15 protein-coding genes are annotated in these 12,937 nt (G+C 68.6%); 5 read left to right on the top strand and 10 right to left on the bottom strand.

Annotated features, from left to right (window positions below):
- The first annotated feature begins 36 nt into the window (after positions 1-36).
- Positions 37-576, top strand: a complete 540-nt coding sequence (locus AOM45_RS01525) for a DUF3455 domain-containing protein (RefSeq protein WP_030465701.1) — start codon at positions 37-39, stop codon at positions 574-576.
- Here the strand turns inward: AOM45_RS01525 and AOM45_RS01520 are convergent.
- Entirely contained in the window at positions 549-1,724 is a 1,176-nt protein-coding gene (locus tag AOM45_RS01520) for an MFS transporter (protein ID WP_051782833.1), read from the bottom strand. The two genes, AOM45_RS01525 and AOM45_RS01520, sit on opposite strands and share 28 nt — an antisense overlap.
- Positions 1,725-1,738: 14 nt before the next feature.
- Between AOM45_RS01520 and AOM45_RS01515 the strand changes: the two genes are divergently transcribed.
- A complete protein-coding gene (locus tag AOM45_RS01515; RefSeq protein WP_030465703.1) occupies positions 1,739-2,416 on the top strand; it encodes an SDR family oxidoreductase in 678 nt (225 codons plus the stop codon).
- On the opposite strand, the gene AOM45_RS01510 is transcribed toward AOM45_RS01515, so the two are convergent.
- A complete protein-coding gene (locus tag AOM45_RS01510; RefSeq protein ID WP_030465704.1) occupies positions 2,417-3,724 on the bottom strand; it encodes an amidohydrolase family protein in 1,308 nt (435 codons plus the stop codon).
- A 298-nt stretch (positions 3,725-4,022) separates the two neighbouring features.
- Here AOM45_RS01510 and AOM45_RS53400 point away from each other — a divergent pair, with 298 nt between their 5' ends.
- The gene (locus AOM45_RS53400; protein WP_269083623.1) at positions 4,023-4,154 is read left to right on the top strand and encodes a hypothetical protein; all 132 of its coding nucleotides are present in this window, start codon (positions 4,023-4,025) and stop codon (positions 4,152-4,154) included.
- Here the strand turns inward: AOM45_RS53400 and AOM45_RS01505 are convergent.
- The 4 genes from AOM45_RS01505 to AOM45_RS01490 all read right to left on the bottom strand — a co-directional run bounded on the left by AOM45_RS01505 (position 4,151) and on the right by AOM45_RS01490 (position 7,934).
- A complete protein-coding gene (locus AOM45_RS01505; RefSeq protein WP_030465705.1) occupies positions 4,151-5,308 on the bottom strand; it encodes a sensor histidine kinase in 1,158 nt (385 codons plus the stop codon). The genes AOM45_RS53400 and AOM45_RS01505 overlap by 4 nt on opposite strands.
- 302 nt (positions 5,309-5,610) lie before the next feature.
- Positions 5,611-6,717: a nitric oxide synthase oxygenase gene (locus AOM45_RS01500; protein WP_269083622.1), complete on the bottom strand. Its 1,107-nt coding sequence runs from the start codon at positions 6,715-6,717 to the stop codon at positions 5,611-5,613.
- A gap of 132 nt (positions 6,718-6,849) precedes the next feature.
- Complete coding sequence (trmB, locus tag AOM45_RS01495; protein ID WP_236703096.1) at positions 6,850-7,494, bottom strand: tRNA (guanosine(46)-N7)-methyltransferase TrmB; 645 nt, start codon at positions 7,492-7,494, stop codon at positions 6,850-6,852.
- A 68-nt stretch (positions 7,495-7,562) separates the two neighbouring features.
- Entirely contained in the window at positions 7,563-7,934 is a 372-nt protein-coding gene (locus AOM45_RS01490; RefSeq protein WP_236703043.1) for a hypothetical protein, read from the bottom strand.
- 293 nt (positions 7,935-8,227) lie between these two features.
- On the opposite strand from AOM45_RS01490, the gene mycP reads away from it, so the two are divergent.
- A complete protein-coding gene (mycP, locus tag AOM45_RS01485; protein ID WP_051782834.1) occupies positions 8,228-9,376 on the top strand; it encodes a type VII secretion-associated serine protease mycosin in 1,149 nt (382 codons plus the stop codon).
- Here mycP and AOM45_RS01480 read toward each other — a convergent pair.
- The 3 genes from AOM45_RS01480 to AOM45_RS01470 form a co-directional block, all read right to left on the bottom strand.
- Positions 9,342-10,244, bottom strand: coding sequence for an ABC transporter ATP-binding protein (locus tag AOM45_RS01480; RefSeq protein ID WP_030465710.1), 903 nt, complete (start codon positions 10,242-10,244; stop codon positions 9,342-9,344). The two genes, mycP and AOM45_RS01480, sit on opposite strands and share 35 nt — an antisense overlap.
- 93 nt (positions 10,245-10,337) lie before the next feature.
- Positions 10,338-11,093, bottom strand: a complete 756-nt coding sequence (locus tag AOM45_RS01475; protein WP_030465711.1) for an ABC transporter permease — start codon at positions 11,091-11,093, stop codon at positions 10,338-10,340.
- A 5-nt stretch (positions 11,094-11,098) separates the two neighbouring features.
- On the bottom strand, positions 11,099-12,010 hold the full coding sequence (locus AOM45_RS01470; protein ID WP_030465712.1) for an ABC transporter ATP-binding protein: 912 nt from the start codon (positions 12,008-12,010) through the stop codon (positions 11,099-11,101).
- 130 nt (positions 12,011-12,140) lie between these two features.
- Here AOM45_RS01470 and AOM45_RS01465 point away from each other — a divergent pair, with 130 nt between their 5' ends.
- Complete coding sequence (locus tag AOM45_RS01465; RefSeq protein WP_030465713.1) at positions 12,141-12,575, top strand: PPOX class F420-dependent oxidoreductase; 435 nt, start codon at positions 12,141-12,143, stop codon at positions 12,573-12,575.
- On the opposite strand, the gene AOM45_RS01460 is transcribed toward AOM45_RS01465, so the two are convergent.
- Positions 12,572-12,922, bottom strand: coding sequence for a darcynin family protein (locus tag AOM45_RS01460; protein ID WP_030465714.1), 351 nt, complete (start codon positions 12,920-12,922; stop codon positions 12,572-12,574). The genes AOM45_RS01465 and AOM45_RS01460 overlap by 4 nt on opposite strands.
- Positions 12,923-12,937: the final 15 nt, after the last annotated feature.

Below are 12,937 nucleotides of genomic sequence, written 5' to 3'. Positions count from 1 at the left end.
GACACGTCGCACTGTCTGTCCACATGGGAGTGAGTCATGAAACGAGCCCGGCTCGTGTTCGTCGCTACAGCTTTACTAGGCCTCGTGGCAGGTGGCGCCGCCTCCACCGCCGCACCGACCCCGGAGGCCATGAACGGGCCTGACACGCAGGTCGCATCCGCTGTGAAGGTTCCACCCGGCAACAAGCTCGTCGCCAAGTTCTACGCGAAGGGCGTGCAGACCTACACCTGCACGACCGGGGCGTGGAAGTTGCTGGAACCCGCCGCCACCCTGGCGGACCGGCTCGGCAGGTCGGTCGCGCTGCACACGCGCGGTCCGATCTGGGTGTCCACTGTCGACGGGAGCGCCGTCGAGGCCGCCCCTGTGGACGGTGCCCGCAACGAAGTTCCGGGAGCGGTTCCCGAGCTCCTGCTGAAAGCCAAGTCGACCAGGGGTTCCGGCGTGTTCGCCGGCGTCAGCTACGTCCAGCGCCTCGCCACCAAGGGTGGTGTCGCACCGGCAGGCGGATGCACCGAAGGCGCCCAGACGTCCGTGCACTACGAGGCGCTCTACACCTTTTCCGCACCAGCCCGCTGAACCAGAGCCACCACGGCCGCGCTGATCATCGTGACGCCGACGACCCAGAGGCCGGTCTTCTGGGTCCCGGTGAGGTCGCGCAGCCACCCGGTGACGTAGGGAGCGGCGAACCCGCTCACGTTGCCCAGCGAGTTGATCAACGCAATCCCGCCCGCAGCAGCCGTACCACCCAGAAAACTCGTCGGAAGCGCCCAGAACGTGGGCAGAGCGGCACAGACACCGATCGCGCACACCGAGACCGCGACCATTGCCGCGACGGGGTTCTCGAGGTGGAGCGCCACCGGAATGGCCGCTCCACCGAGCAACATCGGCGCGGCAACGTGCCACTTCCGTTCCCCGGTGCGGTCGCCGTGCCTGGCCCACAGGACCATGGCGACCGCGCCGAGCGCGTACGGGACCGCGTTGATCAGTCCACGTTGGACGATCCCCGCTCCCGGCGCGAGCTCCTTGATGATCGTCGGCAGGAAGAACCCGAGCGTGTACAACCCGTACACGATCCCGAAGTACACGAAGCTCAACGCCAGAACGCGCGGGTGCGTGAGGGCCTTGCGCAACGGCCAGTGCTCCTTCTCCGGCTCCTCGATCGCCTCCGCGGGCCGGTCCGGCAGCCAGAACCACGTCACGAACGCCAGCGCGATCGCCGGCAGGCCCTCGATCAGGAACATCGTGCGCCAGTCGGTCCACTGGATCAGCAACCCGCTGAACGTGGCCCCGAGCGCCGTCGAGATCGGCACGGCCACCATGAACAGCGCGACGATCCGCGCCCGTTCCTTCTCCGGGTACCAGTACGTCAGGTACAGGATGATCCCGGGGAAGAACCCGGCCTCCGCCACACCGAGCAGGAACCGCAGCGAGATCAGCACGGTCCCGTTTGGCACGAACGCCATCGCGGTGGCGACGATCCCCCAGCTGACCATGATCCGGGCGATCCACCTCCGCGCCCCGAACCGGTGCAGCGCCAGGTTGCTGGGCACCTCCAGCAGCAGGTACCCGATGAAGAACACCCCGGACGCGAACCCGAACACCGTCGCCGAGAGCTTCAGCTCCTCCGACATGCCGTTCGGTCCGGCGAACCCGATGTTCACGCGGTCGAGGTAGTTGATGAAGTAGAGCAGGCAGAGATACGGGAGGATCAGCTTCTTCGGCACGTTACGGTTCCCCCATGAGTGATCGTCCGGTCGCCCTCGTCACCGGGGCATCCAGTGGAATCGGCTCGGCCATCGCCCGAAGTCTGGCCCCGACTCACGATCTGCTGCTAGGCGGACGTGACGAAACGTCCCTCTCCGTGCTCGCCGCCGAGCTCCCCGGCGCCCAGGGCTGGCCGTTCGACCTCACGGACGTCGCGTCGGCCGACCTGAGCAGCGTGTCGCGCCTGGACGTGGTCGTGCACAGCGCGGGAGTGGCCCTGCTCGGACCGTTGGGCGAGGCCACCGACGAGGACTGGCGCAGGACGTTCGAGGTGAACGTCTTCGCCGTCGCGTCGCTGACCAAGCTGCTGCTCCCGGCGTTGCGCGCGGCCTCTGGTCAGGTCGTGCTGATCAACTCGGGCGCCGGCAAGAACGCGAACCCCGGCTGGGGCGTGTACGCGGCCTCGAAGTTCGCGCTGCGGGCCTACGCGGACTCCCTGCGCGCCGACGAGCCGTCGTTGCGCGTGACCTCGGTGTTCCCCGGCCGGACGGACACGCCGATGCAGCACGAGGTGCGGCGCCAGGAGGGCGGCGAGTACGACGCCACCCAGTACCTGGACCCGGCCTCGGTGGGGCGCGCCGTGGCGTCGGCCGTGCTGGCGACGCCGGACGCGCACATCACCGAGGTCGTGGTGCGGCCTCGGCCGCGCTGATCAGGCGTTCCGCAGCCGCTGGGCCACCGCGGTGACCCCTGCCTGGGCCTCCTGCCGGTCGACCCGCGTCGACTCCCCACCGGAGACGACGTGGTCACCGGCCACCCAGACGTCAGTGACCCGGCGCGCTCCGGAAGCCCACACGAGGTTCGCGAGCAGCTGCGGGTCCGGCGCGTCCAGGCCGGTGGCGAACGCGGGGTCGTCCGCGTCGATGTGCACGACGTCGGCCCACCGCCCGGCTTCCAGCGCGCCGATGTCGTCGCGTCCCAGAGCCGCGGCACCGCCACGGGTCGCCATCAGCAACGCCTGCGCGGCGCCGAGCACCGTGGCGTCCATCTTGGACACGCGCGCGAACAGCCCTGCCAGTCGTGCCTCTTCGAACAGGTCGAGGTCGTCGTTGGACGCCGGTCCGTCCGTGCCGAGTCCGACCGACACGCCTGCGGCCAGCATCTCCGGCACGCGTGCGATGCCCGAGGCGAGCTTCGCGTTGGAGCCGGGGCAGTGCGCCACGCCGACGCCGAACGACGCGTACAGCGCGATGTCGTCGTCGGAGAGGTGAACGGAGTGCGCGGACAGCACGCGACCGCCCAGCACGTCCGAGGCCTTCAGCAACGCGGGCACCGAGCCGAACTCCGCCCGCTGCGCCTCGTCCTCGAACGGCGACTCGGCGACGTGCACCATCAGCAGCGCGCCGCGAGCCCGTGCCTCGACGGCCACCGCGGTCAGCTGGGAAGCCGACAGCGTGTAGGCGGAGTGCGGGCCGTACGCGAGCTCGACCCGCTCACCGGGGCCGAAGCGCATTCCGTCGGCGTCGATCCACGCCGAGATGTCGTCGGTCAACGCCCGCCAGTCCATGCCCGGCACGTCGAGGATCGCCCCGCCGAACACCACCCGTGACCCGGCCGCGAGCACCGAGGACACCAGCTCCGGGCCGTGGAAGTACATCTCGGCCGACGTGGTGACGCCGTGCCGCAGCATCTCGACCGCGCCCAGCAGCATGCCCGTGCCGACGTCGGCCGCGGTCATCCTGGCCTCGTTCGGCCACATCTGCTCCTGCAGCCAGCGCAGCAGCGGCAGGTCCGAACCCAGACCGCGCAGCACCGTCATCGGGCTGTGGGCGTGGGTGTTCACGAGGCCGGGCAGCAGGATTCCGGAGAGCCGCCGGACCTCGCCGTCGAATGCGGGCGCGGACGCGAGTTCGCCCACGTAGGTGATCCGGCCGTCGACGACGTCCACGACCGCGTCCCGCAACACGGAGCAGGACTCGTCGCAGGGCAGGACCACCGGGGCGTGCAGACGCAGTGACATGCGGAGAATCCTGCCACTGTGATGACGATCACAAGCATGCATGGATCCGGAACACGCGGGAATCCTCGCTCTGTCGGGCGCGGGCCGACCCCCAGGGTCCGCGCCCCGGCCAAAACTTCTCCCTGACCAAGGGGCTCGCCAGGCACGAACCGGCGGGCCCTTTGTGCTTCCCGGGCAACCTTCACGAGAGCAGGGACGTCACAAGATCATGTCGAAGAAGCCGTGCACCTCCAGTGGATCGTTCCGCCGCGCGCAGAAGCCCGCTACCCCCAAGCCGCCGACTCGCCGCTGAGTTGGCATGATCACAACCGCACGGTACGGGCGTGATCACGCGGAGGCATCAGTGGCCGACATCGACCCACAGAACGACGACCAGTTCAGCGATGTCGAGATGACGCAGGAGTTCGACGTCATTCGCGACGAGCGTTAAGCAAGAGGCAGATCGGCGCGGACCGTCCACCCAGCCGGTTCGCGTCGGCCTGCGGAGAACGTTCCGCCCAGCAGTTCCACGCGCTCGCGCATGCCGACGAGCCCGTAACCTCCAGAGCCGCCAACGGGAACTCCGGAGGCGATGCCGTCGTCGTCGACGGCGAGTCGCAGCACACCGTCGCTCGAGGACAGCGCCACGTCCACTGAGGACACCGAAGCCGCGTGCTTCTGGGTGTTCGTCAGCGATTCCTGCACCAGCCGCAGCACCGAGCGGGCGAGCTCCTGCGGCACCGCGTCCTCCAGCTCGAACGACAGCCGCACCGGCAGCCCGGACTCCGCGGCCAGCTCCCGCACGTCGTCCATCAGGGACGAGGACGCGGCCGGTCCTGCCGCCGTGCCGTCCCGCATGGTTCCGACGAGACGGCGCATCGCGGTCAGCGCCTCGGTGCCGGACGTGGCGATGGCCGGCAGCACGTCGACCTCGCGGTTGAGCTGGCCTGCCTGCGCGTGCACCACGATCGCCGTCACGTAGTGGGCGACGACGTCGTGCAGCTCGCGCGCCAACGCCATCCGTTCGGCGTTCTGGGCCGCCGCGACGGAGGCCGCCAGCTGGGACGCGCGTTCGTTGTCCCGTGCCCGGAAGTACAGCCCGCTGCCGACCGCCAGCACGAGCATGATGCACGCGCCGAACAGGTACGACGTGGTGTCCGGTTCCCATTCGCGGTACTCGCGCGCCGACACGATCGGCCAGCCGAGGACCTCGGCGGTGATCATCGCTGTCAGCACCAGCACCGTGCCGGACAGCGCGCGCAGGCGCGAGGACTCGCGGACGAGGACCGCGATGGTCGCCATCGCGGCACCGGTGACCGAGACGTTGGCACCGCTGAGGAAGAAGTGCGGCTCGAACGCAACGCCGAGAAACCGCAGGTAGAGCGCCACACAGACGATGGCGAACGCCACCGCCAGGGCCGCGTCGAACGGTCTGCGCGGTGCCAGCACCGAGATGGCGCAGATGACCAGCACGCCGGGGACCTGCCACCAGCCGAGCGCGGTGTCGATCGACCCCAGTTCCGCGACGGCGATTCCGGTGAGCGAGAGCGCCAGCGGCCACTGGCGTTTGGCGAGCAACCGCCAGTTCAAGTCCGTGCTCTCCACCCGACACACAGTAAAGCCGGAAGTGCTACCCCGCGTCCGACCGGAGGCTCACCCGGCATCAGCCAGAAGGCTGAGTGGGCGACCTGCGGAAATACCCTCACGGCGGATGCCGGATCACGCCCCGGTAACGGACTCTGGAGGAGCGGAAGTCGGGGAAACGGAGGACGCCATGTTGTCAGTTGTGTTCACTTGGGCCGCCGCTGTGGTCGGCCTGTTGGTCCTTGCGCTGATGGCCCTGTCGGGAGTCATGATCGACTCTCAGAGCTAGGGCCCACGCGGCGGGCCAGCGTGTGATGGGGAAGTCAGACGCTGGTCAGGGAGTTCTGCTGGCGGAGCAACTCCGCCAGCCTGCTCGTCGGTTGTGGACGGGTCTCGTCCAACGCGGCCGTGAAGCGCGCCGGAGCACCGGTCCGTGCGCGCGCCGCGGCGGCGGTGTCCAACCGGAACGCGGGACGCGCGGCCGACGGACGTTGGCGAGAACGCAGCCACGCGAGGCGGTGCAACGCTTCCGCGTGGTGGTCCGTGATGGTGACGGCCGCCTTGTCGAACGAGTGCAGCACTGCAGCGTTCAGGTGAACGGTCGCGAAGTCCCGCCACAGCGTGCGTTCGGACGTCGTGTCCAAACCCAACGCTTCGGCGACTTGGCGCGCCACACCGTAAGCGCCTTCCTCAGCCAGGGAACGCGTGCCGATCTCGGCGCCCACGAACCAGGAGTTGAACGGCGCGGCGGGGTAGTTCACGCCGCCGATGGACAGTCTCATGTTCGAGATGACCGGGACCGCGTGCCAGCGCAGGCCCATCTCGCCGAACCACGGCAGGGTCGGGTGCTCCAGCGGAACCTCGTGCACGACCTCGGACGGCAGCGTGAACAGCCGCGGTCCTTCGTGCTGGGTCTCCACCACCAACGGCAGCAGGTCGAAGCGTGACCGACGCACGGGCGGACGCCATCCCATGCCCTGCATGGTTTCCGTGAACTGGGTGTACCGCCGGTCCCCCGTCCCGTCGGCGTACCCGGCGTACCGGATCAGCTGTTCGTTCCAGATCACCGGGCCGGGCGAGCCGGGCGCGTCCGGTGCGAAAACCGTTACCAGCGGCCGGATCTCGCCGCCGTTGGTCGCGAGCCGCAGGTGCTCGACGCACTCTCCGGCGACGGCGGCGGCGTTGCGGTAGCCGCGCAGATCGCGGACCTTGAGCCGACGCCACGGCACACCCGAGGTGCACCAACCGGAATCTCGCAACGCGATCCGCGCGCCGTACGCGAGTTCGTTGGTGGTGTGCCGGTAGGTTCCGGTCTCGGCGATCTCGGCGCGCACCTGGGCGATGCGGGCGGACAGGGAGCCTGCGTCGGAGTGCGCCGCGTGGAACATGCGGACGAACTCCTCCGCGACGGGGAGGACGTCGGGGGTCACGGAGCGGAAACCTAAGGCCGGAACGGCTTCACGCGTCACTGCCACTCGGGGCATTTCGGGTGATCAACAGCCGCCACCCGAACGGGTGAGACCTAGACCCGCAGTGGCGTAACCCCCAGCTTGAGACCTCGATCAGGTGAGGTCGTTCCGCTTGAACATCAGGTCGTGCGAAACGCGGCCCTCGTTCACGGCCCGCTGCTCGAACTTCGTGACGGGCCGCCAGTCGGGACGAGGCGCCCAGCCGTCGTACATGTTGGTCAGCAGCCGCTCGCCGGAACACACCTCGAGCATCTGCTCCGCGTAGTGCTCCCAGTCCGTCGCGAGGTGCAGCACGCCACCGGGCTCCAGCCGCGACGCGAGCAGCGCCACGAACTCCGGCTGCACGAGCCGGCGCTTGTGGTGCTTCTTCTTCGGCCACGGGTCCGGGAAGAAGATCCGCACGCCGTGCAACGACGCGGGCGCGACGTGGTCGGTCAACAGGTCGACGGCGTCACCGCGCAGCACGCGCAGGTTGTCCAGCCCGCCGAGGTGCTCGGCGCGCAGCAGCAGCTGGGCGAGTCCCGGCTTGTAGACCTCGACGGCGACGTAGTTCAGCTCGGGCGCGGCGGCCACGAGCTGCGAGGTGGTCTCGCCCATGCCGGAACCGATCTCCAGCAGCACGGGCGCGGAACGGCCGAACCACGACGTGAAGTCCAGCGTGCCCTCGGGCAAGGACTTCACGTCGTTGCCCATCTTCTCCCAGTACGTGTCCCAGGCACGCTCCTGCCCCACGGTCATGCGCTCGCCGCGCTGGACGAAGCTGACGATGGAACGGTGGAACTCAGGCCGGGTCACGACCGGACAGCCTACGCAATCAGTTCGATGTCCTCGATCTGAGCACGCAGGTCAGCGACAGTGAAGTCGATGGGCTGAGGCTGGCCTGGCCCGTGGTGGGCAGGAACCAGGTGCACGAACCCGCGGTGCGAGTCGGTGAACTGCACCGTCGTGGGCGTCGCCGGCCCGTAGACACCGCTTTCGGACGGCACGTACTCCCAGTACCCGACCTCGCCGAGGTCGACCCAGGGCACGAACACCCAGCCGGGACGTGACGAGAGCAACTCGCTCACGGCGTCCTCGACGGCGTGACCTTCGGCACGGGAGCGCAGCCGGCCGCGATCGAGCGCGCGCAGCCACCACGGCGCGGGAGCGTCCTCGACGGAGCGCACCGCGCGGTACATCGTAAGAACTTCGGTCTCGTTGGCGCGGTTCACCCAGGAGCGGCGCGCCTCTGCAGGGGTGAGGGCGATTTCGGCAGGGTTTGGAGCCTCGAGCGCGCTTGCCCACTCGAGGCCGAGCATTGCTTCGACACGGACCACTGGCCACCTCCGCAGCGGGGATATCCCCATTGAACGGGAAGCCAAACGCCGAAGATGTCCAGAAAGTGGTGTTTCACGGCTTGTTAACAACACCCTTACGCAACGTGTGACGCCAGGCACGTTGCGCGGCGAGATGGAAACACGATGTAGCTGTCGTGGCCCTGCTTCCCGCGCTCGCCGTTGCGCTGCCGTTGTTGCTCGCCGCGCAGACGATCGAGGAGCAGGAGTGGCACCTCGACGCGCTCGACGTGTACTCCGCGCAGGACCAGGCGCGCGGTGACGGCGTGGTCGTCGCGGTGATCGACTCCGGGGTCGACGCCAAACACCCCGACCTCGCGGGTCAGGTCTTACCCGGCACCGGCTTCGGCAGCTCCAAGGGCACGGACGGCACGACCGACACCGACGGTCACGGCACCGGGATGGCCGGGATCATCGCCGCGACCGGCCGCAACGGCGGTGCGCTCGGCATCGCGCCCGCCGCCAAGATCCTCCCGATCGCGAGCGCGGAGAAGGAGCAGTTCTCGCTCGACGTCGTCGCGCAGAGCATCAGGTGGGCGGCCGACCACGGCGCCAAGGTCGTGAACATGTCGCTGGGCTTCTCGAGCACGATGACGCCGTCGCTGGTCAAGGCCGTGAACTACGCGATCGAGAAGGACGTCGTCCTCGTCGCCGCCACCGGCAACGAGGGCAAGGAGGTCTCCGCGCCCGCCAACATCGGTGGCGTGATCGCGGTCGCGGGCACGACCCGCGAGGGCAAGCCGTGGGGGTCTTCCAACGTCGGCGCGGACACGGTGCTCGCGGCACCGGCACAGGGCGTCGTCACCACCGCGCCGCAGAGCGTCTACTCGAGCGGTTACGCCGAGATGGACGGCACGAGCGCGGCGTCGGCGATCGTGTCCGGGGTCGCGGCGCTGGTGCGCGCCAAGCACCCCGACCTGCCGGCCAAGGACGTCGTCAACGCGTTGATCAAGACCGCGAAGGACCTGGCCGAGCCGGGCCGCGACGCGACGACCGGTTTCGGCCTGGTCAACCCGATGGGCGCGCTCACCGCGCAGTTCCCTCCGGTGGAACGAAACCCGCTGCTGCCGCCCCCGAAACCGTCGACGGCGCAACCGACTCCGGCCCGCACCGCGCAACGGTCCGTGCAGCCGGCCGCGAAGATCTCCGACCGGCTGCCGTTCGTCGCCGCCGTCGCGGGCGGGACCGCGGTGATGACCGGGCTGCTGATCGCGCTGCCCGCCATCAGGTCACGGCGGCCCAAACCCGTTGTCAGTGCGCGTGATACTCCACCGACTCCTTGGTGAGCTGCATGAAGGCCTCCTCCAGCGACCCGCGCTGAGGGCTGAGCTCGTGCAGCACGATCTGGTTCTCCGCCGCGATCTCACCGATCTGCGGTGCCGGAATGCCGTGCACCACAAGGGCTCCGTCGACCGCGTCCTCAGTGACCGTCGCGTTGGCCGCGAGGATCTCGCGCAGCTTCACGGCGTGAGGGGAGCGCACGCGGACGTGGTCCTGGGTGGCGTCGCTGATGAACTGCTCGGTGGTGGTCTGCGAGATCAGCTGGCCCTTGCCGATCACGATGAGGTCCTGGGCCGTCTGCGCCATTTCCGAGAGCAGGTGGCTCGACACGAACACCGTGCGGCCCTCGTCCGCGAGCCGGTGCATGAACTGCCTGATCCAGAGGATGCCCTCGGGGTCGAGACCGTTGACCGGCTCGTCGAACAGCAGCACCTCGGGGTCGCCGAGCAACGCGCCCGCGATGCCGAGCCGCTGCGACATGCCGAGTGAGAACCCGCCGGCCTTCTTGTGCGCGACCTCGGTGAGACCGACGATCTCCAGCACCTCGTCGACGCGGCTGGCCGGGATCTTGTTCGAGACCGCCATCCACTTGAGGTGCGCACGCGCGGAACGGTTGGGGTGCACCCACTTCGCGTCGAGCAACGCGCCGACCTTGCGCAGCGGCTGCTTGAGCTCGGTGTAGTACTTGCCGTCGATCGTGACGTCGCCACCGGTGGGGGTGTCGAGGCCGAGGATCATCCGCATGGTCGTGGACTTGCCGGCGCCGTTCGGGCCGAGGAAGCCCGTGACGCGGCCGGGCTTGACGGTGAACGACAGGTCGTCGACCGCCTTCGTCCTGCCGTAGTGCTTGCGCAACCGCACTGCCTGGATCATGGCCTCTCCCGTTCGCTAGAAGAACCGACCGGGACGCAGGTCATCCCCCCGATGGATGACCTGCGTCCCGCTCCCCCTTTTTTCCCGGACCGGTCACGCGTCCCGGCGCTTGGCGACGACCAGCGCGACCACCAGCAGTGCGACCGCGATGCCGGCGAAGTAGGCCAGCGATCCCCACTGGCTCAGCTTGAAGTCGATGCCCGCTCCCGGCTGGTCGGCCGCGTTGCCACCGCCGAGGGCGAGGAAGTGGTTGGCGTTCTGGAACGGCAGCCACGCCTGGATCTTGATGCCGACCTTCGGGATGATCCCGATCAGGCCTTCCAGCAGCATGTTCCACACGAGCAGGATCGCCACGGCACCGGCGGTCTGGCGGACCAGGATGCCCACCGCGATCGCCAGGACCGCGCCGACCGCGTACAGCAGCCCGACGCCCGCGACGTGCCGCCACTCGGCGCCCGTGTTGATCGCGAGGTCGGAGGTCGGGGACATCACCTTGGCGAGGCCCCACGAACCGAACGCGATGATCTCGCCGAGGACACCGGCGATGAACGCCACCACGACGGTCTTGGCGATGAGCGCGGACGTCCGGCCCGGCACCGCGAGGAACGTGGCGCGGATCGTGTTGAAGCGGTACTCGGTGGTGACCGCGAGCGCCGACATCACCAGCACGACGGCGAGTGCGAGCTGGCTGCTGCCGAGCTGCGTCAGGCCGATGGACATCTGGCCCTTCTCCGACGTCCCCGTGATGATCGCGGTGAGACCGACACCCAGGACCAGGGCGAGCGCCGTGCACCAGTAGGGCGAACGGGTCGAGAAGAGCTTGATTCTCTCAACTGCCAACAGGGTCATCGCACTCACTTCCCGATCTCTGCGTGGTACTCGACAGCATCGCCGGTCAGCTGCATGAACGCCTCTTCGAGCGAACCGCGCTGCGGACTGAGCTCGTGCAGGACGACACCGTTCGCTGCCGCGATGTCACCGATCTGGTCACTCGTGGCACCCGATACGGACAACGCGCCGTCGTCGCCGTCACGAACCGTGAAGCCCTTGTCGACGAGCAGCGGGCCGAGCTTGAACAGGTGTGGACTGCGCACGAGAACCGAGTTACCCGTTGAGCGGTCGATGAACTCCGCCGTGCTGCTCTGGGTGATCAGCTTCCCCCTGCCGATCACGATGAGCTCGCTCGCCGTCAGCGCCATCTCCGACAGCAGGTGGCTCGACACCAGGACCGTGCGGCCCTCCGCGGCGAGGTTCTGCATGAACGTGCGGATCCAGAGGATGCCCTCCGGGTCCAGGCCGTTGACCGGCTCGTCGAACAGCAGCACCTTCGGGTCGCCGAGCAGTGCCGCGGCGATCCCCAGCCGCTGCGACATGCCGAGCGAGAATCCGCCCGCGTTCTTGCCCGCGACCTGCGTGAGGCCGACGGCGTCGAGCACCGCGTCCACGCGGTTATCCGGCAGTCCGTTGGACTTGGCGAGCCAGCGCAGGTGTGCGCGGGCGGAACGGTTGGGGTGCACCCACTTCGCGTCGAGGAGCGCACCGACCGTCCGCAGTGGACGGTCGAGCTCGGTGTAGGGCTTGCCGTCGATCAGCACGCGGCCTGCCGTCGGACGGTCGAGCCCCAGGATCATCCGCATGGTGGTGGACTTGCCTGCGCCGTTGGGACCGAGGAATCCGGTCACCCGTCCAGGTTGGACGGTGAACGACAGGTCGTCGACCGCGACCGTCCTGCCGTATCTCTTGGTGAGGCCGATCGCCTCGATCATCAGCTTTCCCCTCTCGGTGGTGCGACAACTGTCCTGCTCCGAGGGGGTCGGGCACATCGCTCTGCGGTCTGCGAACCCGTCAACTTCCGTTGTTCTGTGGTGCTACCTCCGTCGTAGTTGAATGAGCCGCATGGGATACACGGAAGCTCCCGAAGGCTGGTGGCGCGAGTTCGTCCTCGCCACGCCCGCGCGCACCGGAAAACTCGCCGTCACCCGCAAGGACGGCTCGCCGCACGTCGCACCGGTGTGGGTGGACCTCGACGGTCCTGATCTCGTCTTCCTGACCTCGCGCGAGACGATCAAGGGCAAGTCGATCCTGCGCGACGGCCGGGTGGCCCTGTGCTTCGACGACGAGACGCCGCCGTTCAACTTCGTGACCATCACCGGCCGCGCGCAGGTGGACGAGGACCCGGAGCAGCTCAAGTACTGGGCCGGTCGCACCGCCGCCCGCTACATGGGCGCCGACCAGGCCGACCACTACGCCGAACGCAACGGCGTGCCCGGCGAGATGGTGGTCCGGGTCAAGATCGACAAGATCGTCGCGAAGACGAACGTGTCCGACTAGAAGGTGGCGACGGGCTCGCGGTCGTTGTTCTTCGCGTACGCGTCCTCGACACCGATCAGCAGGTCGACCACCTCGAAGTAGTTGTCCCAGAACGGCGTTTCCCGCAGCGCGTCCACGAGCCGCTCGTACGACTCGTGGTCGCGCGCCTCCCACACCCAGATGTCGCTCACGCGCACCGAGTAGAACTCCGTGTCGTAGAAGCGCGATCGCACGCCGTCGACCTTTTCCCGCAGCACCGGCAGGATCTCGGTCTCGAACGCCTCGAACCGCTGCGGGACGGTGAGGGACAGCCACTTCGGGGTGGCCTTGATGAGCATGAACGCGGTCAGCTTCGTTTCGAAAGTCATGGTGGGGACGCTAAA

The organism is Lentzea aerocolonigenes, assembly GCF_000974445.1.
Lineage (GTDB): Bacteria > Actinomycetota > Actinomycetes > Mycobacteriales > Pseudonocardiaceae > Lentzea > Lentzea aerocolonigenes.
The sequence above is the reverse complement of the archived record's forward strand: the minus strand, read 5'-3'. Positions and strand labels throughout refer to the sequence as shown.